Source organism: Sporomusaceae bacterium ACPt, from assembly GCA_041428575.1.
Lineage (GTDB): Bacteria > Bacillota > Negativicutes > Sporomusales > Sporomusaceae > Sporomusa_D > Sporomusa_D carbonis.
Genome location: CP155570.1, coordinates 1,452,051 through 1,477,709, shown reverse-complemented (window position 1 = coordinate 1,477,709; position 25,659 = coordinate 1,452,051). Strand labels below are relative to the sequence as shown.

Annotated in this window: 24 protein-coding genes, 1 riboswitch and 1 other annotated feature; of the genes, 1 reads left to right on the top strand and 23 read right to left on the bottom strand. The window is 47.9% G+C overall.

Annotation, left to right across the window (positions count from 1 at the left end; all coding sequences use genetic code 11):
• Positions 1 to 193: 193 nt before the first annotated feature.
• The 22 genes from SCACP_RS07350 to leuS form a co-directional block, all read right to left on the bottom strand.
• Positions 194 to 466 carry a hypothetical protein gene (locus tag SCACP_RS07350; protein WP_425060700.1) on the bottom strand — a complete coding sequence of 91 codons (273 nt, stop codon included), beginning with the start codon at positions 464 to 466 and terminating at the stop codon, positions 194 to 196.
• 321 nt (positions 467 to 787) lie between these two features.
• Entirely contained in the window at positions 788 to 1,498 is a 711-nt protein-coding gene (sigK, locus tag SCACP_RS07345) for an RNA polymerase sporulation sigma factor SigK (RefSeq protein ID WP_425060699.1), read from the bottom strand.
• A 339-nt stretch (positions 1,499 to 1,837) separates the two neighbouring features.
• Positions 1,838 to 2,434 (bottom strand): spore protease YyaC, encoded by a 597-nt coding sequence (gene yyaC / locus SCACP_RS07340; RefSeq protein ID WP_425060698.1) that lies wholly within the window; start codon positions 2,432 to 2,434, stop codon positions 1,838 to 1,840.
• Positions 2,435 to 2,515: 81 nt separating this feature from the next.
• Positions 2,516 to 3,085, bottom strand: coding sequence for an HD domain-containing protein (locus tag SCACP_RS07335; protein ID WP_425060697.1), 570 nt, complete (start codon positions 3,083 to 3,085; stop codon positions 2,516 to 2,518).
• A 69-nt stretch (positions 3,086 to 3,154) separates the two neighbouring features.
• Positions 3,155 to 4,000, bottom strand: coding sequence for a metal ABC transporter permease (locus tag SCACP_RS07330; RefSeq protein WP_425060696.1), 846 nt, complete (start codon positions 3,998 to 4,000; stop codon positions 3,155 to 3,157).
• 131 nt (positions 4,001 to 4,131) lie between these two features.
• Entirely contained in the window at positions 4,132 to 4,860 is a 729-nt protein-coding gene (locus SCACP_RS07325; RefSeq protein ID WP_425060695.1) for a metal ABC transporter ATP-binding protein, read from the bottom strand.
• Positions 4,861 to 5,076: 216 nt separating this feature from the next.
• On the bottom strand, positions 5,077 to 6,801 hold the full coding sequence (locus SCACP_RS07320) for an ABC transporter ATP-binding protein (RefSeq protein WP_425060694.1): 1,725 nt from the start codon (positions 6,799 to 6,801) through the stop codon (positions 5,077 to 5,079).
• Positions 6,802 to 6,949: 148 nt separating this feature from the next.
• Positions 6,950 to 7,618, bottom strand: a complete 669-nt coding sequence (locus SCACP_RS07315) for a C40 family peptidase (RefSeq protein ID WP_425060693.1) — start codon at positions 7,616 to 7,618, stop codon at positions 6,950 to 6,952.
• Between the two features lie 5 nt (positions 7,619 to 7,623).
• A riboswitch (cyclic di-AMP (ydaO/yuaA leader) is annotated at positions 7,624 to 7,763 on the bottom strand.
• Between the two features lie 67 nt (positions 7,764 to 7,830).
• The gene (locus SCACP_RS07310) at positions 7,831 to 8,823 is read right to left on the bottom strand and encodes a glycosyltransferase family 2 protein (protein ID WP_425060692.1); all 993 of its coding nucleotides are present in this window, start codon (positions 8,821 to 8,823) and stop codon (positions 7,831 to 7,833) included.
• 164 nt (positions 8,824 to 8,987) lie between these two features.
• On the bottom strand, positions 8,988 to 9,347 hold the full coding sequence (aroH, locus tag SCACP_RS07305; RefSeq protein WP_425060691.1) for a chorismate mutase: 360 nt from the start codon (positions 9,345 to 9,347) through the stop codon (positions 8,988 to 8,990).
• 71 nt (positions 9,348 to 9,418) lie between these two features.
• Positions 9,419 to 9,754 (bottom strand): hypothetical protein, encoded by a 336-nt coding sequence (locus SCACP_RS07300; RefSeq protein ID WP_425060690.1) that lies wholly within the window; start codon positions 9,752 to 9,754, stop codon positions 9,419 to 9,421.
• A 26-nt stretch (positions 9,755 to 9,780) separates the two neighbouring features.
• Positions 9,781 to 10,263, bottom strand: coding sequence for a HyaD/HybD family hydrogenase maturation endopeptidase (locus SCACP_RS07295; protein WP_425060689.1), 483 nt, complete (start codon positions 10,261 to 10,263; stop codon positions 9,781 to 9,783).
• A 36-nt stretch (positions 10,264 to 10,299) separates the two neighbouring features.
• Complete coding sequence (gene cybH, locus SCACP_RS07290) at positions 10,300 to 11,022, bottom strand: Ni/Fe-hydrogenase, b-type cytochrome subunit (protein WP_425060688.1); 723 nt, start codon at positions 11,020 to 11,022, stop codon at positions 10,300 to 10,302.
• A gap of 125 nt (positions 11,023 to 11,147) precedes the next feature.
• On the bottom strand, positions 11,148 to 13,040 hold the full coding sequence (locus tag SCACP_RS07285) for a nickel-dependent hydrogenase large subunit (protein WP_425060687.1): 1,893 nt from the start codon (positions 13,038 to 13,040) through the stop codon (positions 11,148 to 11,150).
• Positions 13,041 to 13,062: 22 nt separating this feature from the next.
• Positions 13,063 to 14,187: a hydrogenase small subunit gene (locus tag SCACP_RS07280; protein ID WP_425060686.1), complete on the bottom strand. Its 1,125-nt coding sequence runs from the start codon at positions 14,185 to 14,187 to the stop codon at positions 13,063 to 13,065.
• A 162-nt stretch (positions 14,188 to 14,349) separates the two neighbouring features.
• Positions 14,350 to 15,633 (bottom strand): ammonia-forming cytochrome c nitrite reductase subunit c552, encoded by a 1,284-nt coding sequence (locus SCACP_RS07275; RefSeq protein WP_425060685.1) that lies wholly within the window; start codon positions 15,631 to 15,633, stop codon positions 14,350 to 14,352.
• Positions 15,626 to 16,099 carry a cytochrome c3 family protein gene (locus SCACP_RS07270; RefSeq protein ID WP_425060684.1) on the bottom strand — a complete coding sequence of 158 codons (474 nt, stop codon included), beginning with the start codon at positions 16,097 to 16,099 and terminating at the stop codon, positions 15,626 to 15,628. Before SCACP_RS07270 ends, SCACP_RS07275 begins: the two co-directional genes overlap by 8 nt.
• A 221-nt stretch (positions 16,100 to 16,320) precedes the next feature.
• Positions 16,321 to 17,313, bottom strand: coding sequence for a putative heme d1 biosynthesis radical SAM protein NirJ2 (gene nirJ2, locus SCACP_RS07265; RefSeq protein WP_425060683.1), 993 nt, complete (start codon positions 17,311 to 17,313; stop codon positions 16,321 to 16,323).
• Between the two features lie 4 nt (positions 17,314 to 17,317).
• Complete coding sequence (locus SCACP_RS07260) at positions 17,318 to 18,490, bottom strand: radical SAM protein (protein ID WP_425060682.1); 1,173 nt, start codon at positions 18,488 to 18,490, stop codon at positions 17,318 to 17,320.
• A gap of 205 nt (positions 18,491 to 18,695) precedes the next feature.
• On the bottom strand, positions 18,696 to 20,084 hold the full coding sequence (locus SCACP_RS07255) for an ISLre2 family transposase (protein WP_425057888.1): 1,389 nt from the start codon (positions 20,082 to 20,084) through the stop codon (positions 18,696 to 18,698).
• Positions 20,085 to 20,248: 164 nt separating this feature from the next.
• Positions 20,249 to 20,572 carry a thioredoxin gene (gene trxA, locus SCACP_RS07250; RefSeq protein ID WP_425060681.1) on the bottom strand — a complete coding sequence of 108 codons (324 nt, stop codon included), beginning with the start codon at positions 20,570 to 20,572 and terminating at the stop codon, positions 20,249 to 20,251.
• A gap of 86 nt (positions 20,573 to 20,658) precedes the next feature.
• Entirely contained in the window at positions 20,659 to 23,139 is a 2,481-nt protein-coding gene (gene leuS / locus SCACP_RS07245; RefSeq protein WP_425060680.1) for a leucine--tRNA ligase, read from the bottom strand.
• Between the two features lie 143 nt (positions 23,140 to 23,282).
• Positions 23,283 to 23,490 (bottom strand) — a binding site (T-box leader).
• A gap of 109 nt (positions 23,491 to 23,599) precedes the next feature.
• Here leuS and SCACP_RS07240 point away from each other — a divergent pair.
• Positions 23,600 to 24,004, top strand: coding sequence for a hypothetical protein (locus SCACP_RS07240; protein ID WP_425060679.1), 405 nt, complete (start codon positions 23,600 to 23,602; stop codon positions 24,002 to 24,004).
• Between the two features lie 63 nt (positions 24,005 to 24,067).
• On the opposite strand, the gene SCACP_RS07235 is transcribed toward SCACP_RS07240, so the two are convergent.
• Positions 24,068 to 25,426, bottom strand: a complete 1,359-nt coding sequence (locus SCACP_RS07235) for an aminotransferase class V-fold PLP-dependent enzyme (RefSeq protein ID WP_425060678.1) — start codon at positions 25,424 to 25,426, stop codon at positions 24,068 to 24,070.
• Positions 25,427 to 25,659 lie beyond the last annotated feature (233 nt).

Here is a 25,659-nt window from a genome sequence, read left to right as displayed (position 1 = left end):
TAGTCACATATTTCGCGTATTCGCGCGCCAAATTCGGACTCACTCACTTTAATCGCCTCCGATAACATAATAATCGGAAAATTATAAGAAAAATGTCGAATTCTTGATTTGGTAAATAAATGTACTTTTGGTAATAAAATAAACCGTCCGCCCGGAGGCAGACGGCATCGTCTATTTTCGTAAATTCACTAAATTATGCGTGGGCGATTCTTCCGTTCAATTCCGCAAGTTTAGCATCGTTGAAGCGGTCGACAGTAGATAAATAACCGGTGATACGGCGAGTACGCGTAATCGGAGAAAGCTCAGTAGTCTTTACCACTATTTCTTCTCCATCAATGGTTAATTCAATACTGGCTATTTCTTTGCCTTTCTTCTGCCAGCGGCTTCGCTCATCAGCTACAATGTCGACGATTTCGTCTTCGGTTATCCCCTCCTGGGCCATTACCTGAATTCCCTCAACTAACATATGAATCCCTCCCTTGATAAGAAAATCATAGCATTTATCCGGAGTATTATACAGTTAGGATAAACCTAATAAAATGGAATAAATCATACTAAGCATCTAGATAATTGCTTGTCCGCAACGGATGGGGCATACCACCATTAATTTCCCTCTTTGTTTAGCATTGACAATACGACCTCTAGAGTTTTAAACAAAGACAAACATTAGCCAGGCACAAAAAAGCACTCGCATATTTGCGGACTGTTCCCGGGAATGATGGTATTGTGACAAAAGAGATTGCCGGCGTCAGGCGCAGCAATCTCTCATGTTGTCAATTACTGTCTTTTACTTTGACTGATTGTCTACCGACAATGTTTTTCCCAGTTTATTAATGGCGTGTTTTTCAATCCGGCTGACATAACTGCGCGATATCCCGAGAATTTTGGCGATATCGCGTTGAGTCTTGCGGCTGCCGTCCGGGATGCCGAAACGCATTTCGAGCACCCATTTTTCTCTGGATGTCAGCCGGTGGATTTCCCGGTTGAGCCGTTCCTGCTCACACAGGTTTTCCACAGCCTCGCCGACAATGTCAGGAGCTGTGCCCAAAACGTCAATCAACGTAATTTCATTACCCTCTTTATCAACCCCGATCGGGTCGTACAAACTGACTTCAGTACGGATACGCCGGGTACTTCTAAGATGCATGAGTATTTCATTTTCAATGCACCGGGCTGCGTACGTAGCTAACCTGATTTTTTTGGCTGGATCAAAAGTGTTAATGGCTTTGATAAGGCCGATTGTACCGATAGAAATGAGGTCATCGACGTCTTCACCGGTGTTGTCAAATTTTTTGACAATGTGGGCTACTAGGCGCAAGTTACGTTCAATCAGGACATTGCGGGCGTCTTCATCACCGTTGCGCAAACGCTGCAGATAGATTTGCTCGTCTTTTTCAGACAGCGGCAAAGGAAAGGTATTGTTAGCAATATACGATACTAGCAGGGTGATGCCTTTAACTACCGAAGCCGCCAATGCTAAAATAAATGAAAGGCCCATTCAGTCATCCACCCCCGAAGAATCTGTCGGTTAAATTCTATGGGGCGGACTTGCCGAATGTGCCTGGCAGCAAAAAAATTTATTTTTGGCGCCTTGCGCCGACAGCTCAAGTAGCATATAATCCAGACAGGAAATATTTGAACATTGAGGAAGGTGACGAGCGTGGAGCGCTATATTGGTGATATCGGAATATTCTTTGCCGGAGTGCTGGTAGTGTTGTATATGATGTGGGATAAGCTGTTTCCCGAAGAATGACTATAATACATGCCACTTCTCTATATATGACATAAGAAATATTCGCAATGCTAACAGTATGTAAAAAATCGGTAAGAAAAGCGGCTATTCGCCGCCTGCTTTTAAGCTGCAGGCAGGAATAGCCGTAATATTTACCGTGTTGATGGCGTCAGCAAGCGCTTCACTAATTACTTGGCTCAGTTTCATCACCTTGGACAACGGGGTACTCTGCAGGTCAAGGTAACCGATCTGGCTCTGGGCGTTGACTACACCGATAACCGAGATATCACCGACCGTTGGCAGCCGGTTGCCAACAGCAATACCGGCCGCCAGTCCACCCTGCCAGATTTCAATGTTGCCGATTTCATGGGTTTTGCCCAAACAGGCGTCAATGGCAATAATGAGCGGATGGTGGTAGCGCTGATTAATAATATTTAAGGTCTCGACAAAGTTACCGGCATGAACAGGATGGTCAAGGGTTCCGTAAACACTGCATTCGGTATGTTCTTCAAGGTAGGTGCCAATGAGCGGCCCCAGAGCATCGCCGGTGTAGCGGTCTGAGCCTATGCAGAGCGCCACTAGCGGTCTGAGATTAAGTCCTTCCTGGCATTTTAGCAATACCATTAAGTGATCATAAAGCCTGGCCCGGACGTTGGTGTCATACAGATGAACGGTAAGCTTGTTCAAAACGTTTTTCGCCATGTTCTCTCTCCTCTTAGCTTTCCTCATTAATCTTTATGCACCACCGTTCGGGTTTATGTTTATTATTCAGTCTTTATTCAGTTAACCTACCAGCGGCAATTCCTGATATTCAGGCATATGCGCCGCCTGGGCCAGCGCCTTGGTAACAAACTCAATATGTTCCTTTAACTCAACATTCATGGCCGCAGCACTCGTTGTTATGGTTTCACGGTTGACAGCGCGGGCAAAGGCCTTGTCTTTCATTTTTTTCATAACCGATTTTACTTCAAGGTTGTCCAGGCTCTTATCCGGCCGCACCAAAGCACAGGCAATAATAAACCCGGTCAGTTCGTCAACAGCCAGCAGCGTCTTTTGCAGCAGCGTCCGTTCCCTCTTCCAATCGCGGGCATGAGACTCGACATCGGTGACAAATTGGCTGTCATAACCGGCGGCGGTAAGAATTTCCCGGGCATGGTTAGGATGATCTTCAGGGAATTTTTCAAAATCAACGTCATGGAGCAAGCCAACTGCACCCCAGTATTCAACATCCTCGCCAAATTTGGCGGCGTAAGCCCGCATTGCTATTTCAACGGCCAAACAGTGCTTCAACAGCACTTCGCTGTTTACATGCTGGCGTAAATGCTGCCAAGCCTGTTGTCTGGTATAGTTCATAGGAAGGCCTCCTTGTTATGTATAGTAATTGTATCCTAATTATACCAAATTACCCTGTCGGATAACAAGTCAAGTGTAACTTTGTGTCCGCCCGGCACGTTGCCAAATATACCGGACCTGACGGGCAGCAGCTATTATGATATACAGTATTATGGCCGTCATAATAATTGAGCCGCCGGGAGCAATGTCCAGGTAAAAAGCGAAGGTTAGGCCGCTCCCAACTGAGAGCACGGCCAGGCCAACCGCCCAGACAAGTGTTGCTTTAAACCCCCGTCCCAGCTGCTCGGCAGCGGCCACCGGCACAATCATCAGCGCACTCACCATAAGTATGCCGACGACCATCATGCCTGCCACCACAGTAATAGCAGTAACAATGCTGAGAGCCATATTAACCGCGCCGGTACGGATACCGGCAACACAGGCCACATCCTCGTCAAAAGCCACCAGCACAAGCCTGTCAAAATAACTGACAACAAAAGCTATGACAATAAAGCCACACCCGGCAATAACCGCAACATCTTGCCAGGACACGGTCAGTATGCTGCCGAAGAGAAATCCCAGCAAGCCGGTGCTGGGGATGCGGGTGATAGTGCTAAAAATAATGGCCAGCGCTATCCCGGCATAGAAAAAAATTGCCAGCGCGGTGTCGGCCATCTGCATCCGCTGACGGCGGACAAACTCAATGCCAACTGCTCCGGCAATGGTCAAGGCAAAAGCTCCTGCCGCCGGATAAATGCCTGCCAAATAGCCGCCGGTCACCCCGGCAAAAGCAATATGGCCCAGACCGTCGCCAATAAGCGACTGCCGCCTGACGACAATGAACATACCCAACAGCGGACAGATGATAGCAATAATAATCCCAGCCAAAAAAGCCCGCTGCATAAAATCATATTGTAAAATCTCAATAACCGGCATCTTACCCACCCTTCCACGACTACTGTGAGATTGCCACGCTACGCTCGCAACGACCGGATAATAGTTACCGTTCCTCCCTGGTTGTCATTGCGAACGCCAGTGAAGCAATCTCGATTTTTGTCGCTTTCATCTTAACCTGTGTATCCGGAATAATACCATAAATGCCGCATCGTGGCGTGGCTGGAACGAAATTGTTCGCTACTGCCAAAGAAACACAAACTGCGGTTAATGCAAGCCACCTTTGCTGCCGAGCAAGTGGCATTTTCAATATCATGCGACACCATCACAATGGTAATACCTAAGGTAGTGTTAAGTTGACTCAACAACTGGTAGATCTTAACACTGGCGGCATAGTCAATGCCGCTGGTCGGCTCATCCAACAGTAACAGTTGAGGGTTGCCGGCCAAAGCACGGGCCACCATGACCCGTTGCTGCTGACCGCCTGACAGTTCACCAATGCGGCGGCCTTTTAGCATATCGGCCCCTACCAGTTCTAACATATGGCTGACAATATGCTTGGCCCCCTTGCTTTTTAGACTTAGACCGCTATTGACAAGCCCCAAGGCGACAATCTCCTCCACGGTGGCCGGAAAAGCTGCGGTATTCTGGGCATAGTGCTGCGGCACATAGCCGATAATACCCTGTCGCGCAGCATTCCGCACTCTGTGGCCGCCAATCAAAACCTGACCGCCGGCAGGCTCCACAAGTCCGGCAATAATTTTTAACAATGTGCTTTTACCTGCGCCATTCGGACCGACTACTACGACAAATTCACCGTTTTCAACAGTTAGTGATATATTATTCAGAACAAATTCGGCATTGTAACCAAAAGTTATATTATTCAGTTTCACGTCAACCATATTATTAACTCCTTAATATGCACCGCACTGGTGGCACAGCCCGGAAAGTTCCAGGTAGCGGCACACCAGTGCGGAAATAAGAATATTCCTATTAAATACTACCAACTCACTACTTAACTGTCAATCAAATCCTAGGGCTAATAAGATTCTTCTTGTTAGCCAATAAAAATATAGCGGCAACTATCGGCCGCTAATAGATTATTTCCTGTTTTTCACTTATTTATACACCTGTAGGTCACCCAGTTCGACTGCCCTGGCATATAAACCACCCCTGGAAATGAGTTCCTGATGGGTTCCTGTTTCTACCACCCTGCCGCCGGTCAAGTATACCACCCGGTCGGAAGCCATAATGGTCGACATGCGGTGGGTGATGATAAAGGTGGTCCGCCCGGCTCCTGCCTGTCTGATCGCGGCCATAACGTGCTTCTCAGTATGGGTATCAAGCGCAGCCGTCGGCTCATCTAAGAGCAGTATGGCCGGTTCAGTAATGATTGCCCTGGCTATGGCAATACGCTGACGCTGGCCACCGGACAGATTGCCTCCCAGCTCGCCTACCACCGAATGATATCCTAACGGCAATTCTACGATAAATTCATGAGCATTAGCTAGTTTGGCCGCCTGCTCCACCTGTCTCATATCCGCACCAGGACGGCCGTAGCGTATGTTTTCCAGTATCGAAGTATTAAACAGGATGGGTTCCTGTTGGATAAAACCAATATGCCGCCTCAGGGCGCTAATTTTGATGTCTTTGATATTGACACCGTCCAGATAAATTGCTCCCTGATCCGGGTCGTAAAATCTGAGGAGCAGGTTGGCAAATGAGGATTTGCCGGCGCCGCTTGGCCCGACTATGGCAATAACCTCCCCAGGCTGCGCAACAATATTGATATTGTCTAATACCGGTTTGTCCACATGATAGGCAAACGATACATTCCTGAATTCCACCCGCCCTTGCGCCTGGGGCAGCTCAAGATAGCCATCCACAATTGTTGGCGTCTGCTCATTAAGCAGATTGCTAATCCGTTCCCAAGCCACCAGGCCAAGCTTAAGGCTGGTCAAAGCCTGGCTGATTTTGCGTACCGGCATGGGAACGTTAATGATATACACCAGGAAAGCGAACATGCCGCCGATACTTAAGTCGCCGTTTATTACTTCCCGGCCGCCATACCAGAGGATAATTGTCAACCCAATAGCGGCCAAAAACTCAACTAACGATACCAAAATAGCGCTAAACCGCTGGGCTTTAAGCAAGTCACCGGCCGCCTGGTGAATTTTATCGCTGAATTTTTGATATTCATAATCTTCCCGGACATAGCTTTGGATAATCATGACCGACAACAACGACTGGTGGACAATTGCTGTCACTTTAGCCAGCGTATGTTCGACAAGCGCACCCAGCCTGGCAATTTTATTATTAAAAAAACTGATGGCCAAAATGATGAACGGTAAAGTGGCAAAAGTCACCATAGCCAGTTCCCAATCAAAATAAATCATTATGGCCATAATAGCCAACAAGTTAAGAGATTCCACAATCGCATCAGGGATACCGGTCATAACTGCCTGCTGTATGAATAACAAGTCGTTGGTAAACAACGAGATGATGTCACCAGCCGGCGCTTTCATAAAAAAGGCATAATCCAGCGACTGCAGTTTAGTGAACATATCCTGGCGGAGTTTGGCCATCATCTTGTTGCCGGCTTTTGCCATACTGTAGCCATAAATATAGGAAAATAGTCCGCGAATAAGGTATAGAACCACGATACCGGCGGTAATAAGATGCAAAAACAAAGTATTGTTGCCAGACAAGGCATCATCAATCAACAATTTGATTACTAGCGGCGCCGCCAGTCCAGCCGCTGAGGCAATAATAAAGCACACTACCGCAATCAACGCCGGCAGCCAGTATGGCACTATAAACTTGCGCCAGTAAAAAGTAAACATAAATTTATCCCCGCTATAAAAATGCTTAACATGACCACTTATATTGTGTCAATTACTTGATTTAAATACAAGCCAATAAACAAATTCTTTTGTACAAAATAAGATAAATAAAAATGGGAAGGCCGACAACGCCTTCCCCTCTGTTAGTTTACATCACCCGGCGGGCGCCGACATAGCGCGGACCCCAATAGCTACTGTTCATGCGGTCAATAGCCACACCGCGGCTGGACGTAGCGCTTATAAACTTGCCGTCACCAAGATAGATGCCACTGTGGGATGCTCCTGAGGCATAGGTGCTGAAGAACACCAAATCACCCGGCTCAAGACGGTTATAGGATACAGGCCGCCCAACTTCGAACTGTTCGTCAGCTGTTCGGGGCAGATAAACACCGCTCTGGGCGAAAACATAGCGGGTAAAGCCGGAACAATCAAAACCGCTGGGGCTTATCCCACCAAACACATAAGGTACACCGGTGTAGCGCAGCGAAGTCTGAATAACGCGCCGGATGGAAGCAGTGGAAGAATCACGGCTAACAGGCATGTCTCGCCCCATCAGGGCGCGATAGGTTTGAGCTCCGACAACACCGTCAACTTCCAGCCCACGAGCCCTTTGGAAAGCCTTGACCGCATTGACCGTCAACTCGCCGAAATCACCGTCAGCTGAACCGGCATTAAAACCGAGATCATTAAGCTGCGATTGAATGGCGGCTACATCCGGCCCCTGGTCGCCGAGCTCATAGGTTCCTGAAGCGTGGGCAAAAGGTGTGGCCCCAAAAAAGAGGCAAAAAGCAACAATAAACCCAAAAAACTTTTGCAATCCTGGTTTCTCCTCTCGATGGCCTCCGAGGTTAGCTGACGGGTTAGGGTTGCAGGCACCCTACTCGACAAGCTGACCGCTTGCCGAGTTTCACCCCGAATGATTGGTTCCCCCGTACCTGAGCTAGATTCGGCTTTCTACCATGCTCAACATATTATATTCGGTTTTAAATCGAAAATTCCTGCCCAAAGATGTGTTTTTTTTTACAATTATTAGGGCAAATATATAGGATTCTGCAAAAAACGATCATCATTGTTTTTCGCGGCATTTTGGCTGAGCTCAGCCCGCAACCAGTAGAGCGGGCGCTGCTTAACCTCTTCAAATATACGTCCGACGTACTCGCCGATAATTCCCAAACCAACTAATTGCAAGCCGCCTAAGAGTAAAATACTGGCAGATATTGTCGCCCAGCCGGGAACGGCTTCAGTGGTAAAAAGTTTGATATAAACAACGTGAAGGGTCAGAACAATACTGCTAAATCCCAGCGCCATACCAATATAAAAGGCCAACCGGAGCGGCGTCTTGGAATACGCTGTAATACCGTCAAGAGCGAAATGCAGCATTTTTTTCAAGGAAAACTTAGATTTTCCGGCAAACCGTTTGGGAGCAACAAACTCAATTTTTGCCTGGCGGTAGCCGATATCGCTAATCATGCCCCTGATAAACCGGGCACGTTCCCGAAAACGCCGGAAACTCTTCACTACCTGCTTGTCAAGCAGCCGGAAATCAGAACCGCCCTCAGTAACTTTAATGTTGGACATGGCGTTCATTAGTTTGTAAAACATACCTGATGTAAAGTTTTTAAACCAGGACACACCTTCGGTGTTAATCCGTACAGTTTGCACAACCTGGAACCCTTCTTCCCATTTGGCAATAAGCTGCGACAGCATTTCCGGAGGATGCTGCATATCGCCGTCCATGGTAATTACCGCATCGCCTTCCGCATGGTCCAATCCACATGTCAAAGCTACCTGATGACCAAAATTACGCGCCAGAATCAGGGCCCGCACCCGCCGGTCAGCATTGGCCAGCCGTTCTAAAATAAGCGGTGTAGCATCACTGGAGCCATCATCAATAAAAATGAGTTCAAACCGGTAAGCAAGCTGCTCCATCTGCTTAATAACTTCGCGATAAAAATTGTCAATATTTTCTTGTTCGTTAAATACCGGAACGACAACAGATATCAATCTATCATGTAAAGCCATATTATTCCAGACCTCCTGTCACTACTATATTATTACATCACCAGCATATTTTTGGCAATCAAATTCTACATAAACAGACAAATTTTTATCAATAATATCATTAACATCTAAGAATAAATTATTAAAGCCTGCTTTGCCTAAAAATTGGCAAAACAGGCTTTATATTATCCTGATAGATCCTGCCGCAGTCCTACGGCATCATGAAGGTAAATATGCTTGACATCTTGCTGCGGCACATCTGAATTCCATAAAATCAATACCCGGATACAAAGCGGGGGCGCGTCAGGACATTCGATCTCCTGCGTCCCAAACAGAGGCACCTGGAGCCACCCCAATCTTCTCGCGCCCGCAGCCGGAAAAGCAGCGTTGAGGTCAGGGGTTGAGCTAAATATTACAGCGCCAATATCTTCAGTAGCCATGGCGTTCTCCTCTACTATTGTCTTAAGAAGCTCAGCCACCCGTTCGAATATTTCCTCCCGGTTATTGGCAGCAACCGTTGTCGCACCACGAACACCACGTACCATACTATCCACTCCCAAAGAGATTTACCTATAGGCTCAGTATACAATATACGCGAAGAAATGCATTTTTCCTGCTAAATTTGTAATCCCTTTTGGTTACACCGTTTACCGGGTTTGTTACAACGGCAGGAGTCGCACACATGGCACCGCCACCAGCCGCATATGGGGCATACGCTATTGGCCTGGTTAAGCTCAATATATTGCCCTTGTTCATATTCTTTCCAACAAAAAGTAGCGCCAGTCACCTTTCTTAATTTTACGCCACTGGTATCAACCCAAAGTTTCTGGTCAAAGACAGTTATCAGCAACTCGTGGCGCCCGGCTTCCTGATTGTACCGGTAATCTTCAGCGGCAAATACTTCAGGTTCATCTTTAAGAGTGAGTACTACATACAAGACATTGTAATTCATTTCCCCACCTCCCGCATTTATAATAACTATGTATGCGGCAGGCAGTTTATACCCCAGGTGCGTAAAACGTCAAGTGCCGCTTCCACAGTTGTGGTAACGGCAGGCAGTACTGTGTCGCTCAGCTCAAGCCCGATATCGATGACAGCCGGCTGAACCCCCATAACGACAATTTCCTCCACAGGCTGGCCCAAAAGTTCCAGCGCGGCCAATACATCCTGAATCCCCAGTTCGTGCATTGATACTTTATGCCTAAAATAGGCTTTAACCTGGTCACCGGCAAACTGATAAAACGCACCCGGTGCATCGCCACCGTTAATAGCGTCAATAATCAGCAGCCGGCCGGCGCCGTTGATGAACCTGAGCAGTTCCATGCCCAGCGTACCGCCGTCAAGAACCTCAACACTGTCCGGAAAGGCATAGCTCCGGGTGAATTCTTCGATCACCCGGACGCCAAAACCTTCGTCTCGCATCAATATATTGCCAATACCTAAAACAATAGTTTTTTCCATAACTGAGGACTCCTTACCCTTGTGGCAATCTCCGTTTTATTTTACGCTACTTTTTTTGATGTCCATTATATCGCCCAGATCGTCAGGCTCTTCCTCCATGTATTTGACACCCGAAAACATGGCCGAAATCTCGCCGCCTTTTTCAGTAAGATCGGCTCTGATAGCCATATATACATGCACGATAACAAACAAGATGATAAACCAGGCGACAAAGTGGTGAATGATATGTACCATATACTCGTTTACCAGCCAGTTGTTGACGGGACCGAATATTTTAGCCAGGAACCGGTTGGGTTCAACCATATAGTACATGGCAAAACCGGTAACGGCTTCAATCAAAAACATAAGATATACGGCCAAATATCCTGACCGGGCCAATGAATTTCGCAAATAGGGACGATGTTTACCGCGCATAAACATATAATGCATTTGGGTGTCTATCATCCCTGTCCAGTACAGTTTGGTCCAGGGTCTTGGCAGCAGTCTGTCGCCAGGGTTGATGATAAAGCCGTAAATACGCGGAATAAAGGATACAACCAGCACATATCCGGCGATGAAATGAATATATCTGACCATTTCCATCGACAAGACATTATTAACGGCAAAAGTCGGCTCCATTCCCTGTGATCCCAGGAAAAAAGGATTGCCGATATAAAGGCCGGTAACAAACAGAATAAAAACACATACCACCATGACCCAGTGAAAAATCCGTGTCCATGGGCTAAACAGGTAATAAGCTTTCATTGCTCCTTGACGCATGCAATCATTCCTCCTTATTAAAGTCCATCGGATGAGATTGCTTCACGTTCGTTCGCTATGACTGCTTAAAATTATGTCATTGCGAGCGCAACTAGGTGGAGCGTGGCAATCTCTTTTGATTGCGGTTACAGATAAGGGTCAGTGCGGACAACGGAAAGTTCCTTGCCCTCGCGGTCATACAGATGGGTAGCGCAGGCCAGGCAGGGATCAAAGGAATGGACAACCCGGAGTATTTCCAGCGGTTTTTCGGCAAGTTTTACTTTGGTATCGATCATACTGGCTTCATAAGCGCCATAACCGGCTTTGCTGTCACGCGGACAGGCATTCCAGGTAGAAGGCACCACGGCTTGGTAGTTATCAATTTTGCCATTTTTGATGGTTACCCAGTGACTAAGTCCGCCGCGCGGCGCCTCATGCAGGCCGACGCCTTTAGCTTCTTGGGGCCAGGTTGCCGGGTCCCAGGTACGGGTATTGGCTACGTTGGTGTCACCTGCTTTAATATTATTTACCAGCTTGTCAAAGAAATATTTACTGATATAGGCGCTTAATTGAGCATCCAAACCACGCGCAGCCGTCCGGCCAACAGTGGTGGGCATCCATTTTTCCGGCGGCAGATTAAGCAGTTTGGACACCGTTTCAATTTGGTCAACGATAAATTTCTCGGCCCAGGTCGGCTCCCCGATAATCCCTTGTTTAACCTTGGTGTACACAACAATGTATTTGGCCAGCGGACCGACTTCAGCCATCTTGCCATTCCATTTGGGGGTTTTAATCCAGGAGTATTTCCCGGCTTCGTCAAGGTATTTCCAATGAGTTTTGTCGCCTTCTTTAGGCCCGGTGTACTGCGGACTGGTAACACCGCTCCAGGGGTGCAGGTCTTTGCCGGTTTCCGGATAGCTGTACCAGGAGTGCTCAACCCCTTCGGCCAGAACATTTGGATCGCTTAAATCTTTGCCTTCCAGCGGATAGAATGTGGCCTTGGCCACGCCCTGGCCAAAGTTTTCTACCACGCCATTGGCGCGGACCAGCAGGTTTTTAAAATAATCGCCGTTCGCTATGCCGCTGTAATGATCTTCAGGATAGTCGCCAAAAGCTAATACCCGCTGTCCGGCCAGGCCGCCGCCGTCTACATAGCCGGCTTTGACAAACAAATCCCCAATAACCAGCACGTCAGGCACATAGAAACCATTTGCCAGGTCGATTGATAAATTGATCGAGTTATCAACAACCGCCAGGCGCTCGGTGTTGACAGGAGCGTTCATGTCGTTCATGGAAATGGAACAGGGCATGCCGCCGACAATATAGTGAGGATGGGGGTTTTTACCGCCGAAAATAATGTGCGGAATAACAATCTCCCGCTGCCGGTCAAGCATGTTCAGGTAGTGGGCTACGGCCATAAGGTGGGCTTCGGGCGGCAACACGTTGTAATCAGGATGGTCCCAGTAATGGGCAGCGAAAATACCCAGTTGACCGCTGTCAACAACCTTTTTTATCCGGTTTTGAATGTCTTTAAAGTATGCCGTGGTGGCCTTGGGAAAATCTTTAGCATAAGCACTGGTGTCAAAGCTTACCGGACCACTAAGGTTCAGCGTGTATTTATCAAGTACGGTGTTCTGCAGTGCCGCCGCAGCGGCCGGGTCAGCTTTGAGCGCCGCTACCGGGCTTACCCAGTCTAAGGCGTGCAAGTGGTAAAAATGCACGGTATGGTCATGTACCATTTGGGAAGCGGCAATGATATTGCGGATATAGTTGGCGTTTTTGGGAATGTCAATACCGAGGGCGTCTTCAACGGCCCGTAAGCTGGCCAAAGCATGCACTGTAGTACATACGCCGCAGATTCTTTGGGCGAACAGCCAGGCATCACGCGGATCACGTCCTTTTAAGACCAGTTCTATCCCCCGCCAAGCCGTACCGCTTGACAGTGCGTCTTCGACTTTGCCGGTAGTTTCGTCAACTTTTATCTCAACCCGCAGGTGGCCTTCAATCCGGTTAATCGGGTCAACAACTATGCGTTTCATCTAAACCTTTCCTCCTCGTCCGCTATTCGTTATCCCGGTCGCCTTCAGGCTGTTGGCCGGCTCCGTGCGCTTTTTCTTCTTTGGACTGATGTACCTTATGCTGAATATATGACGCCACACCATGCGCCACTACCCCGGCAGCAGTTACTCCGGCCAGGATACCGCCAATTTTGTCAGCATTGGCAATGGTGTTAGGCACCGGAATATTCGGCAAGCGCTCGTAGAACGGATCATTGTCCCAGAAGTTGTTGGCAGCGCAGGCCACGCACGGCGCTCCGGACTGGATAGGATAGCTCATGCCGTTCCACCAGCGCATATTGCCACAGGAGTTGTAGGCTTCCGGTCCCCGGCAGCCCACCTTGTACAAACACCAGCCGGCTTTGCTGGCAATATCGTCGAAATTTTCCACAAACATGCCGGAATCAAAAAATGGACGCCGGTAACAGGTATCATGAATCCGGTTCCCGAAGAATTGCTTAGGCCGGCCTTGGCTGTCAACAGGCGGCAGTTGGCCGAACAAAGCAAAATGCATGATAGTGCCTGTCAGCACCTCGGGAATAGGCGGACAGCCGGGTACTTTGACAATCGGTTTGCCGCGTACCACTTCACTTACCGCCACCGAGTTGGTGGGGTTGGGCCTGGCGGCCTGAATACCGCCCCAGGCGGCACATGAGCCATTTTCGATAATGGCTAGCGCGCCACTTGCGGCATGTTTTAGAGTTTCCAGGATTGGCTTGCCGCCAACCATGCAATAGATGCCGTTCTCCGCCGTAGGCACAGCACCTTCAAATACCAAAAGATATTGCCCGGCGTATTTACTAATAGTTTCTTCAAGGTGGTGCTCAAGCGGCTCACCGGCCGCTGACGCCAACACGTCCATATATTCAAGGGCAATCATATTAAGTACCAGGTCGGAAGCCAACGGCGACTGCGATCTGATAAAGCTTTCGTCGCAGCCTGTGCACTCATGACCATGCAGCCAGATGACCGGCGGCAGCGGCTTTTGCTCTGCCGCCTCAACAACTTGCGGTATCAATTCAGTCGACAATCCCATCAGACTTGTCAGGGCCACGCATGTTTTGAGAAAATCACGTCTGCTGATATTTTTCTTCTGGAATAATTCCCAAAGGGTATCCCGCTTATCCATAGTTGCCCCCCTTAAAGATGTAATATTACCAAAATTATCATATAATGGATATTCTGCGTTTTTTGTGAGTTTCCTGTCATGAATCGCAAATAAAGAAAAATAATTCTCCGTTAGGTGCTAAAGTTAAAACCGCCGTATATTTTGAAACGGCGGTCATTTCTGTTATAAAGAGTTGGTGCCGGCAGCTTTGTTGGCAGCATCAATGGCCTGATTGGACAAATCAATGGCCTGCCCCAAAGTATTAAGTTCCTGCACAGGGTTGTGAAAACCCATGCTGTTAGCGGCTGCCACATAGTCCCAGTACCATTGGGCACGGCGTAAGAGCTCGCGGGCGTTAGCCAGCTCAGTCTGATTGGCAGCAGCCGTTCCCGCGGCTTTTTGGATAGCGCCGTGTGCTCTGGCGATTTTCTGCCCGGCGGTGTGCTGGAGCTGCCAAACATTGTCTTGGAAAGCTTTAACCTGGCTGAATAACAGTTCTTGACCCTGATTATGGCAAGGCGAACAGGATTCGTTCAGTGTTTTGAGCGGACTTGTTATCCAGTGGGAAGTGTATTTTTGCCCGCTTTTACGCATGTAAGGCATATGGCAATCGGCGCAGGAAACGCCGAACTGGCCGTGTACCCCGTTTTGCCATTCTTCATAATCAGGGTGCTGCGCCTTTAACACAGGCACCCCTGAGTCCGGATGAATAAAGTCCTGCGCAAATCCGTTAGGCTTAGTTGAATAATATTCATACATCTGCTGTGGGGTCAAGCCTTTGTCCCAAGGAAAAATTACCTTATAAGTGCCTGGCTCAAAATAATATTCTGAGTGGCATTGGGCGCAGACATAGCTGCGCATTTCTTCACGGCTGGCTTTGCTGACATTAATGCCGCGCCTTTGCATAGCCTCAATAAAGGCCGGGTTGAGGACACGCAGACCCATAGTTTCAGGGTCGTGACAATTGGCGCAGTTGATGGGATGCTTGGCCTTGTCCATCAGTTCGGTCAACGGCTGGCTGGCATAGCCCCAGCCCATTTCTTTGTAGGCTTGTTCTATATAGGGTGTTTTACAAGTAATACAGGCGCCTTTGGCTGCCGGCCCTATGCGTTTGGACTCGCGCAGGTCATCCATAGAATACGGATGGCCACGGTCTTCAGTATAATCCTTACTAAAGGGATTACCCTTAAAATTGGTGTACAACTCCGGCTGCATCTCAGCTTTTTGCACCTTGACGCTGCCGCCGTAGCCGGTAGGTGACGGCGCTGTTTCCAAATTTTTTTTATAACTGACATATTCCAGCGGGTAGTTTCTGCCCCAGGCCTCGGTATCATATTCTCCAGCCGGCATTTTAACAAGTTTAACAGTTGACTGGGGTTTAAAAATCCACACCCGGCTGATAACCGCGCCGGTGAATATCACAACTAGCGCCAAAAACGCTATCAGGATTTTCTGGGTCCTATTCAACGCGAACTTCCTCCTTGACTACAATTTGGTTATGAATCATGCCGCGGTGGCATTTTGTACATTGCTGGCCACCGGCTGCCAAAGGGGTATTGCCTACTGTGTAGGCATGACAGCGCAAACAGTTGCTGTCAACAATGGCTCTTGCGTTAGCGGTAAGCTTAATCGTGTCAGGGTAGTCGCGCAAGAATTCGTGATAGGTATCATGCATGCCGGTTTGACTTTTTACATACATTTTGTGGACAATATTATCATGAGGCAAATGACAGTCGCCGCAGGTAAATTGGCGATGGTTCGATACCTGCCAGGTAGCGGCAACACGCTGCATCGAATGGCAACTGCTGCAAAACGCGGCATTGTCGGCATAGGCCATACCGCCGCCGGCTACGGCAAGTCCGGCAAATGCGGCAACCATGCCCAGCAGTATAAGTGTAAGGCTTTTCTTGTCCAGATAGTTTTTTAATTCCACTAATTGTCACCCCCCAGAGGCCAGAGACAAACATTTTGCGCTAAATTCTGCTCTATTTAGATTTCCATTCCTGGGAGCATTTATGCACTGCGATACTGGCTATTAACTTGTCTGCCGGAAAAAAAAGAGATTGCCCCGCCGGCGCTCGCAATGACCCTTAGCTGATGATTTGTCATTGCGAACGTAAGTGAAGCAATCTCGCTTTTTTTCTTATTAACTATTTAACTTCCCCGGCATCCCCGGTTGCACCAGGGTTCTTCGGCCAGATAATCGCCGCCGGAGTAATAATACGCCCTGGCGCGACAGCCGCCGCACACGGTATCAAAGCCGCATGAACCGCAACCGCCTTTTAACGGCTCATGCCGGAGTTCTTGGAACACCCGGCTGTTGTGCCAGATGGTGTCAAAGGCTGTTTCCCGCACGTTACCTACCTTGAGCGGCAGGTACGGGCAAGGCTGGACATCGCCGTTAGGCAGAATGACACAATATGAAGTACCGGCTAAACAGCCCCGGCTGTAGCGCATGGGTACGCCGCGTTCTTTGGCAATACGCATAAATTGCGGGGCGCACGTTGGTTTCAGTTCAATCGAAGTTGTGGCCTGCTTGTCAAGAATGCGGGTCAACAGCGCTTCGTATTGAGCCGTTTTGAGTGTTGTTTCTTCAATATCCTTGCCCCGTCCGGCAGGCACCAGGAAAAAGATGTGGTGAGCGACAGCGCCGACTTCCACCGCCAGGTCGGTAATGTCGGTAATCTCGGTTTCATTCCAACTGGTAACTGTAGTGTGAATTTGAAACGGCAGGCCTGCTTCCTTGCAACATGTAATACCGTTCATTGTTTGTTGCCATGCGCCGCTACAGCCGCGAAACTTATCATGCCGTTCTTTATCACGGCTGTCAATACTGATGCCGGCGCACATCAGACCGGCGGCTTTTAATTTCGCGGGAACATCGCCGGTAAGCATAATCCCGTTAGTGCCGATAACCGGACGCAGGCCCATTGAAGCGGCATAGGCTATAAGTTCGTAAATATCCGGACGGAGCAACGGCTCGCCGCCACTTAAGATAACAATTTTAAACCCGGCTTTTGCCATCTCACCCAGCAGTTTTTTGCCCTCGGCGGTAGTAAGCTCATCGGTCTGCTTGGCGCCTGCATCACGGTAGCAGTGTATACAGTTAATATTGCACTGTTGGGTGGTGTTCCATGAGATAATCATGCAGTTACTCCTTATAATCAGTAAGATAGCAGGCCGGGTCTTCACCCCACATGTCGCCGGACACGGCTTCGGCCCTTATGCGGCAGCCGCTGCATAAGCTCTTGTACCGACATTGGCCGCAGCGGCCGGTAACATAGCTTTGTTTGTCCCGGAGCTTGCACAAAAAATCATCTTGCGTATTTTGCCAAATCTGACTAAAAGGTTGCTCACGCACATTGCCCAGCGACTTGTGACCCCAGAACTGACAAGCATGAACATTACCCTGCGGGTCAACGTTCGCCATCTTCTGCCCGGCCGAACAGCCGCCATGCATCGACAATAGCTCTTTAATCTCAGGCACACGCTCCGGCTGGGTACGTTCAAAATACTGAAGGATATAGATGCCGTCAGCATGATTATCAGTTGTAAGAATCTCGACCTCAATGCCGCGACGGGAAAAATCAAGCGTCCGTTCAATCAAGAGTTCAATGGTCTGCCGTTTTTGCTCGGGAGTAGTGTCAAGTTCGGCCATTTCCCGCCCGCGTCCGGCATATACGAGATGATACATACAAAAACGGGGTATTTTTTCCCGTTCCACAATATCCAGGATCTCAGGCAAGGTATGATAATTTAGCTTGTTTACCGTAAAACGAATCCCGGTCTTGTTACCGGCAGCGATTGAATTGCGGATACCGGCCAAGGTCTCCCGGAAAGCTCCTTTTTTACCCCGGAAAGAGTCATGTACTTCTTCATTGCCATCAATACTGACGCCTACATACTGAAATCCTGTTTCTTTGATGCGCTTGGCCATGTCAGGAGTAATCAGCGTTCCATTAGTCGAAATAACCGGGCGAATCCCTTGCTTAATAGCATAAGCGCCAAGTTCAAATAAATCAGACCGGACCAGCGGCTCACCGCCTGAAAATAAAAGTACCGGCACTTTCATGCCTGCCAGATCGTCAATAAACGCTTTGGCTTCGGCAGTTGTAAACTCTCCGGCATATTCCCGGTCCTCAGCACAAATATAACAGTGCTGACACTTAAGATTGCAGCGGTTGGTCGAGTTCCATACAACAATGGGAGTTGCGTCTGAAGAAAACTGAAGCATCTGTGGCGGCAGATGGCGGGAACTGCGGCCATATTTTACTATGTCCGACACTGTCGCCGTACCGCAAAGCAGTTTGGTGCAACCTATCATGTTTATTTATATCTCCTTCAAATTCAAATCTAATGATAATTTCGACAGACCCTATTTTGTTCCCTGCCGGCATAGCAAGATATCATAGTCCAATTATGGCAAATTTTATAGTTAAATACAAGTTGGGAAATGCGTAAGATCGTGTCAAGACACTGTAGGAATTTTTTTGAAAAAGACATCGTCCTTTGACGAGTTAACATAATTTTTATGCAAGAGCCAGAGAGAGTCCCTGCAGCGCCTCATACAAAAAGCTTTTTGGCCCTTTTAATACCGGAATATTGTCCAATACCTCACGAGCTGCTTTTAGGCTATTCCTCTGTTTTTCTATGGTCTCTTCGGCAATCGTCAAGACCGGCAATGCTTGCGAACGTATGCGTTGTTGGTTTAGGTATTCCTCGGCTACTTCTTGCCCATTTGCCTGGCATACGCGTATATTGGCCATATGCTTGGCACCCTCACGGCTCCAGCCCATGGGCCGGCTGCTTAGTCGCGCCGACAATACATGGCTGACATGTCCTTCCGCACTGCACTTTACTTCTTTCTTTCGGTATAGTTCGGTAATTCCATCCCAATTGTTTTGGATATATCTCCACGCCTCTAATATGGCCTGTTTCCGACTCTCTGTGGCCGCAGCAGCTAACAGTTCCTTTATGATTTCTTGTGCCTTTTCACGGTTCCCAAACCTGAGCGCTCCCCTCAAGGCCTTGCCTTGCTCGTGATTGCCACCTACTGCCCGGCGAATATATTTCATCAAATGAAACCGGTCCAAAATAAATTTCGCTTTCGGAAATACTTGGACTGCACTTTTGATCCACGCTGCTCCGTCTCCCAGGATGTTCACTGTTTCTATTTGATCGATGTCATAACGCGCATCTACGGTTTCCCACACCCGTTCCCAGAACGTATCGGCATCTTCATCTACGCTGCTTAGGTAGATTGGGTTAATCAAACTACGACGCTTTTCTTCTTGCTGCCAACCTTCATGAATATATACTAACCGCACTTCCATAGCACGCCCGTGTTGACTGGCTACGTGGTCTTCATCGGCTTCAATATACAGGGTTTTCACGCGTTTGCGCTCGTCTGGTTTTGGGTTTATGGGTTGTTCAAATTCACGCACCGCGCGCAAAACCGTTTGACCGCTTACGGTTACGCCTCCGCATTCTTGCGCTACCTTCTGCGCGCTTTTTCGGTAAGCCAGTTCTCCCGCGCCTGCCACAAGCTTTGCTTTCACGTTATTATCTACCCGCATATGGTTTGTATAGCCCACTTGCTTGTCAACCAGGTAGGCATATTCCCCCGTTTCTTTATGGCGGTAGTATGTCCTTTTGTAGCTTACGGCGCCAAAGCAGGTGACGATTTCCTTACTGTCTCCAGTCCGGCAAACCTGCCACCCAGATCGTTTCCTTTTATCGTTTTTTATCTGTTGATCCAGTTCCTCTAAAACCTGCTTGGTGATTTCACGGCCTACTTCATGAAGTTTATCAGCTAATTTCCGCTGAAATTCCTCAAAACCCATTTTTCCTGATAAACTATTTAAAACCATTTCGACGATAGAAAGGAATATTGGCATGAGAACACGAATAATTTCCATAGAAGACAACACCTCTGAGTAATCAATTTTTGGTTACTCGTCCTTGGGCGGACGGTGTTGTCTTCTTCTCTTTTGTCATCAAAAATTCCTACAATAATTTTACACTAACAATGCGTAAAACAAAAGCTCCCTAACAGGGAGCTTTTGCACTTACTTTGGACTTTTTAAAATGCTTTTTCTAAAGCATTCCCTATATCTTTTTGCGGACGGAAACCGGTAATCCGGCTGACTTCGCTACCGCCTTTAAATACAATCAATGTAGGAATGCTCATTACACCATATTGGCCGGCTAAGTCCTGCTGTTCATCGACATTGACCTTGGCCACGACTGCCCGGCCTTCAAAGTTATTGGCCACCGCCTCGACTTCGGGTCCGACCATCTTGCACGGCCCGCACCATGGCGCCCAAAAGTCAACAAGCACAGGCTTGTCCGATTTGAGCACAGTATCATTAAATTCCGCCACACTGTTAATATTCAACACACTCATTTTTTTCCCGCCTCCTTATTGCTCTCTGAAAACGCTGCCTGTGAGCACTGGTAAAACAGCAGCATAATTCAATAAAGTTATTATTACTATTTTACGACAATGTTAACCAGCTTTTGCGGTACAGATATTACCTTGACTACTTGTTTGCCGGCAATAAGCGCCTGTACTTTTTCCTGACCAAGCGCTAATTTCTCCAGTTCTTTGGCAGTCAGGCCAACCGGAACAACAACTTTATCCCGTACTTTGCCATTAATTTGGAGGACAATTTCAACTTCCTCCACCTCAATCGCCGCGGCGTCAAATACCGGCCAGAATTGTTTATGAACACTGCCTTCGTTAATAGTTTCACTCCACAACTCTTCGGTAATATGCGGCGCAAATGGCGCAAGCATTTTCAAGAGGCCGGACACCACTTCCCGCGCTAAGGCGGCATTAGGAGTTACCCCTTGTTCTCTAAGAGCGTACATGGCATTAACCAATTCCATAATAGCGCTAATCGCCGTGTTGAAGTTAAAGCGCTGGCCAACATCTTCAGTAACCCGCTTGATGGTTATATGCAAAATGCGCCGAAGTTCTTTTTCTTCTTTGGTTAGTTGTTTCGGGTCATAGGGTGAAGCCTCAGTCTTAACAAGCGGCGCATAATGACCGACAATACGCCACAGGCGGCCTAAGAACCGGTAGGCGCCCTCAACTCCCTGGTCGCTCCATTCAAGGTCGCGTTCAGGCGGTGCAGCAAACAATATAAACAGTCTGGCAGTGTCAGCGCCGTATTTGCCGATAATCTCTTCCGGCGAAACAACATTGCCCTTGGATTTGGACATCTTAGCCCCGTCTTTGATAACCATGCCCTGGGTCAAAAGGTTTTTAAACGGCTCGTTGACGTTTACCAGTCCGGCATCTTTGAGTACTTTGGTAAAGAAGCGCGAGTACAAAAGATGCAGGATGGCATGCTCAATACCGCCGATATATTGGTCGACAGGCATCCAATAATTGGCTTTGTCAGGGTCAAACGGTTCATCTTTGCTATGCGGGCTGGTATAGCGGAAATAATACCAGGACGAACAAATAAACGTGTCCATGGTATCAGTTTCGCGCCGCGCCTTGCCGCCGCACTTCGGACAAGTACAGTTGACAAATTCCTCGGCTTTTGCCAGCGGCGACACCGAGCCGCTGGCAAAACTGACGTTTTCAGGCAGCATTACCGGCAACTGGTTTTTAGGCACCGGTACAGTGCCGCAGTCCGGACAGTAAATGATCGGGATGGGTGCTCCCCAATAACGTTGACGGGAAATGAGCCAGTCGCGTAACCGGTAGTTGATACGCCGCTTGCCAATTCCCTGATCTTCAAACCATTGAGCAATCTTAACTTTGCCTGTTTCATTGTCCAGGCCGCTGAATTCGCCTGAGTTAACCATAATGCCTTGGCCATCATAAGCGCCGGTCATTTCGCTGAGATTAAGTTCTTTGTCTGCAGGCTGAACAACAATTTTCTTGGCTAATCCGTACTTATCAGCAAACTCCCAGTCACGCTGGTCATGGGCCGGCACGCCCATGACTGCACCTGTACCGTAATCTACCAGTACATAGTTGGCTACCCAAATGGGCACTTGTTCACCGGTAAACGGATGGATAGCATACGCGCCGGTAAAAATACCTTCTTTTTCAGTTTCAGTCGAGGTGCGGGCTATTTCACTCTGGTTACGTACCCTCTCGACAAATGCTCTAACAGCCGCTTCTTCCGGTTTGCCGGCAATAAGCTTGTCCACCAGCGCATGTTCAGGCGCTAAGACTATATAGCTAACGCCAAATACCGTATCATGACGGGTGGTGTATACGGCAATCTTAGCTTCAGCCTCTGGCACAGCAAAGGTGAATTCGGCGCCTTCACTGCGGCCGATCCAGTTTTCCTGCATGGTTTTAACACGTTCCGGCCAACCTTTAAGTTCAGCCAGGTCGGCCAAGAGCCGGTCAGCATAATCAGTTATTTTAAGGAACCATTGTTCCAAGTCTTTTTTGACAACAACCGAGTCGCAGCGCCAGCAGCGGCCGTCTACGACCTGCTCATTGGCCAGTACGGTATTACAGTCATTACACCAGTTTACTGCCGCTTTCTTTTTGTAGGCTAAGCCGCGTTCATAGAATAACAGAAACAACCATTGCGTCCAGTGATAATAGTCAGGATGGCAGGTGGCCACTTCACGGTCCCAATCGTACGATAACCCCAGTTCCTGCTGCTGGCGGCGCATATTGGCAATATTGTCCCATGTCCATGCGGCCGGATGAATATTATTTTTGATAGCCGCATTTTCTGCTGGCATGCCAAAGGCATCCCAGCCCATGGGATGTAATACATTATACCCCTGCATAACCTTAAATCTGGCGACAACATCACCAATTGAGTAATTGCGAACATGACCCATATGCAGGTTGCCGGATGGATAGGGAAACATCTCCAGGACATAGTATTCAGGGCGTTGGCGGTTTATTGTGGTGTTATAAGCATCATTTTCGGCCCAGAGCTTTTGCCATTTTCCCTCTATCTCCCGCGGCGTATATTTTTCATTCATCGAGTAATCAATCCCCCTCGGACAAGTTAAGATAACCCTGACTTGGGCCAAGTCCCTCAGGACCGGCAGAAGTCTTAGTCGTTCTTACTTATTATCAGAAATAGGTCATACGTTCTGATAATGTAAAAAGTCCCGTGGCTAACGCCAGGGACGAGATTTCTCGCGGTACCACCCTGTTTGATGACAGATGTCATCCACTTTTTACCGGTAACGCTGGCTTGCGTCAGCCTTTAGTACAGTTCACAGCTGCTCCTCGACAGTGAGTTCGGCTATACCTCGGGTTGGCTCGCAACAACCGCCAACTTTCTGAACCGCCTCATACAGCTTACTATTCTGCTTCATCAGATTTGTATGTTCCATTATATAGTAATAAATTATAAAAGTCAACTTATGGCGTGGTTGGTAAAAATTGTTCTATATCAGGCTGAAATTCATACAATAGTTCATAAGGAGGTGCGTCATGTATAAGCTTATTATCGGCAATGTCAGAGTCACCGTTCACGATGACAGTATTAAGCGGGAGCAGGCCGCCGCTTATGCCAAACAGGCTATTGCCGCCGCCGGCCAGCAAAACAAGTTGCTTTCCCATGTTGAACTTAGCACCGGCGCGGATGGCATTGAGGTTGCAACCACCGAAAAAGCCGGCTGCAGAATGGCCAGAAAGAGCATCAAACAGAGCATGCTGGATGGTGTTCTGGAGGCAGCCAAGGAAAAACTCTATCCTTCCGGAACTTTTTCGCAAAAAGACCTGTGGTTTGATAGTGAGACTGGCCAAGAGTGGAGAGGGCAGGAAGTTGACACTGCCAGGGCTGATGTATTGGCCAAGCTGGAGGAATGGATAAAATCAGCTAACTCCAATAACTAAAAATGAAGTTGGGCTAACCAAACCACCCTAAACCGGCTATTGAGGCCATGGGTGGTTTTCTCTTTAACAGTAGGGCAAATACCCTTTTTCACCGCAGCGCCCGGGCGCTAATACATACCGGTATTTATCGGCATAGTACTTCCGGTGTCCGGCAATATGCGATAAGAGGTCCAGAAAAATATCAATCTCCCGGCAGTTGTTATAAATGCCAAAACTAATCCGTACCATACCGGGTATATTTTGATCGTCATGGGTCAGATAATACTGAATTTCTTCATCACTTAGCCGCAATAATTTTTCTACATACGGGTGGGCGCAGAATAGCCCGTTACGTACGGCAATACCAGCTTCACGGGACACAATTTCGGCAACTTGGCTGTGGTGAAGCCCCTCCAGGCTAAATGATATCAGACTAACCCTCTCTTCATTTCCGTCCCGGCAACTATACAGCGTAACGCCGGGAATTACCGACAAACCCTTGATGGCATAATCAATGAGTTGGCGTTCATAGCTATGAATATGGCTCATATTTAATTCCGACATTGTATTTATTGCTGTTATCAGTGCCAATACGCCCATCATATTAGGCGTGCCGGCCTCATACTTGACAGGTGGGTCAGCCCATTCTATAAACTGACGGGAAACAAGTCCTACTGCCCCGCCGCCCTGATATACGGGAGTGATGTTGGCAAAAAAATTCTTAGGACCAATCAAAACTCCGGCGCCAAACGGCGCATACATCTTGTGAGCAGAAAAGGCCAAGTAGTCTATATGTTCAGGTGAATCATACGGTTTCATATCAACAGGAGCATGCGGAACCCATTGAGCGCCGTCAACAAATATCTTGGCACCGTAGTTATGCGCCGTTATGGCAATTTTATAAACAGGATTAATGTAACCGGTAACATTGGAAGCTCCTGTAACAGTAACCAGCTTTACTTTACCCGCATAAGCCTGCAACTTTGCTTCCAGGTCTTTTAGCGATAACCGGCCATATTTATTTATTGTCACATAGTCTACCGTAAATTTGTCCCGCCATGGTAAATCATTAGACAAATGTTCCATATCGGTTGACAATATCACTTGGTCTTTATTTTCTGCCGCTAGGGCGTAGGCCAGCATATTGATAGATTCAGTAGTGTTCTTGGTAAAAATGACAGCATCACGTTTATCCGCCTTAACAAAATCCCTGACTATGTCCCGGCCACGTTCATAAAGTTCTGAAGACATTATCGACTTGTAACCCTTCCCCCGGTGAATTGAGGCATACCATGGCGCAAACTTGGCAATCTCTTTCAATACTGAGCAGAAGGGCGGAGTAGTAGCGGCATTGTCAAAATTAATAGCCGTAACGCATTTTCCATTGGCCAAAGGTACCTCTGTATCGGTTCCGGCTACGAGACTGCGTAAAATTATCCCCATATTCCTATCAATCCCCTCTTAAATCATAGTTAGAGTTGCTGGCCGATATCAAAATTCGGCTATTTATATAATTTATGCATCTAACTATGGTTAGGGAATGAATCACCGGAAGGGTCAGTTATTTATTATTACCGTTCACCGATAAAACGGTGAGTTGGTCTGATTTTTCGTATATTCATTGCTATTCACGGCAATATTGTATAAAATATAATTCCAGGCATTGCCACAATTAT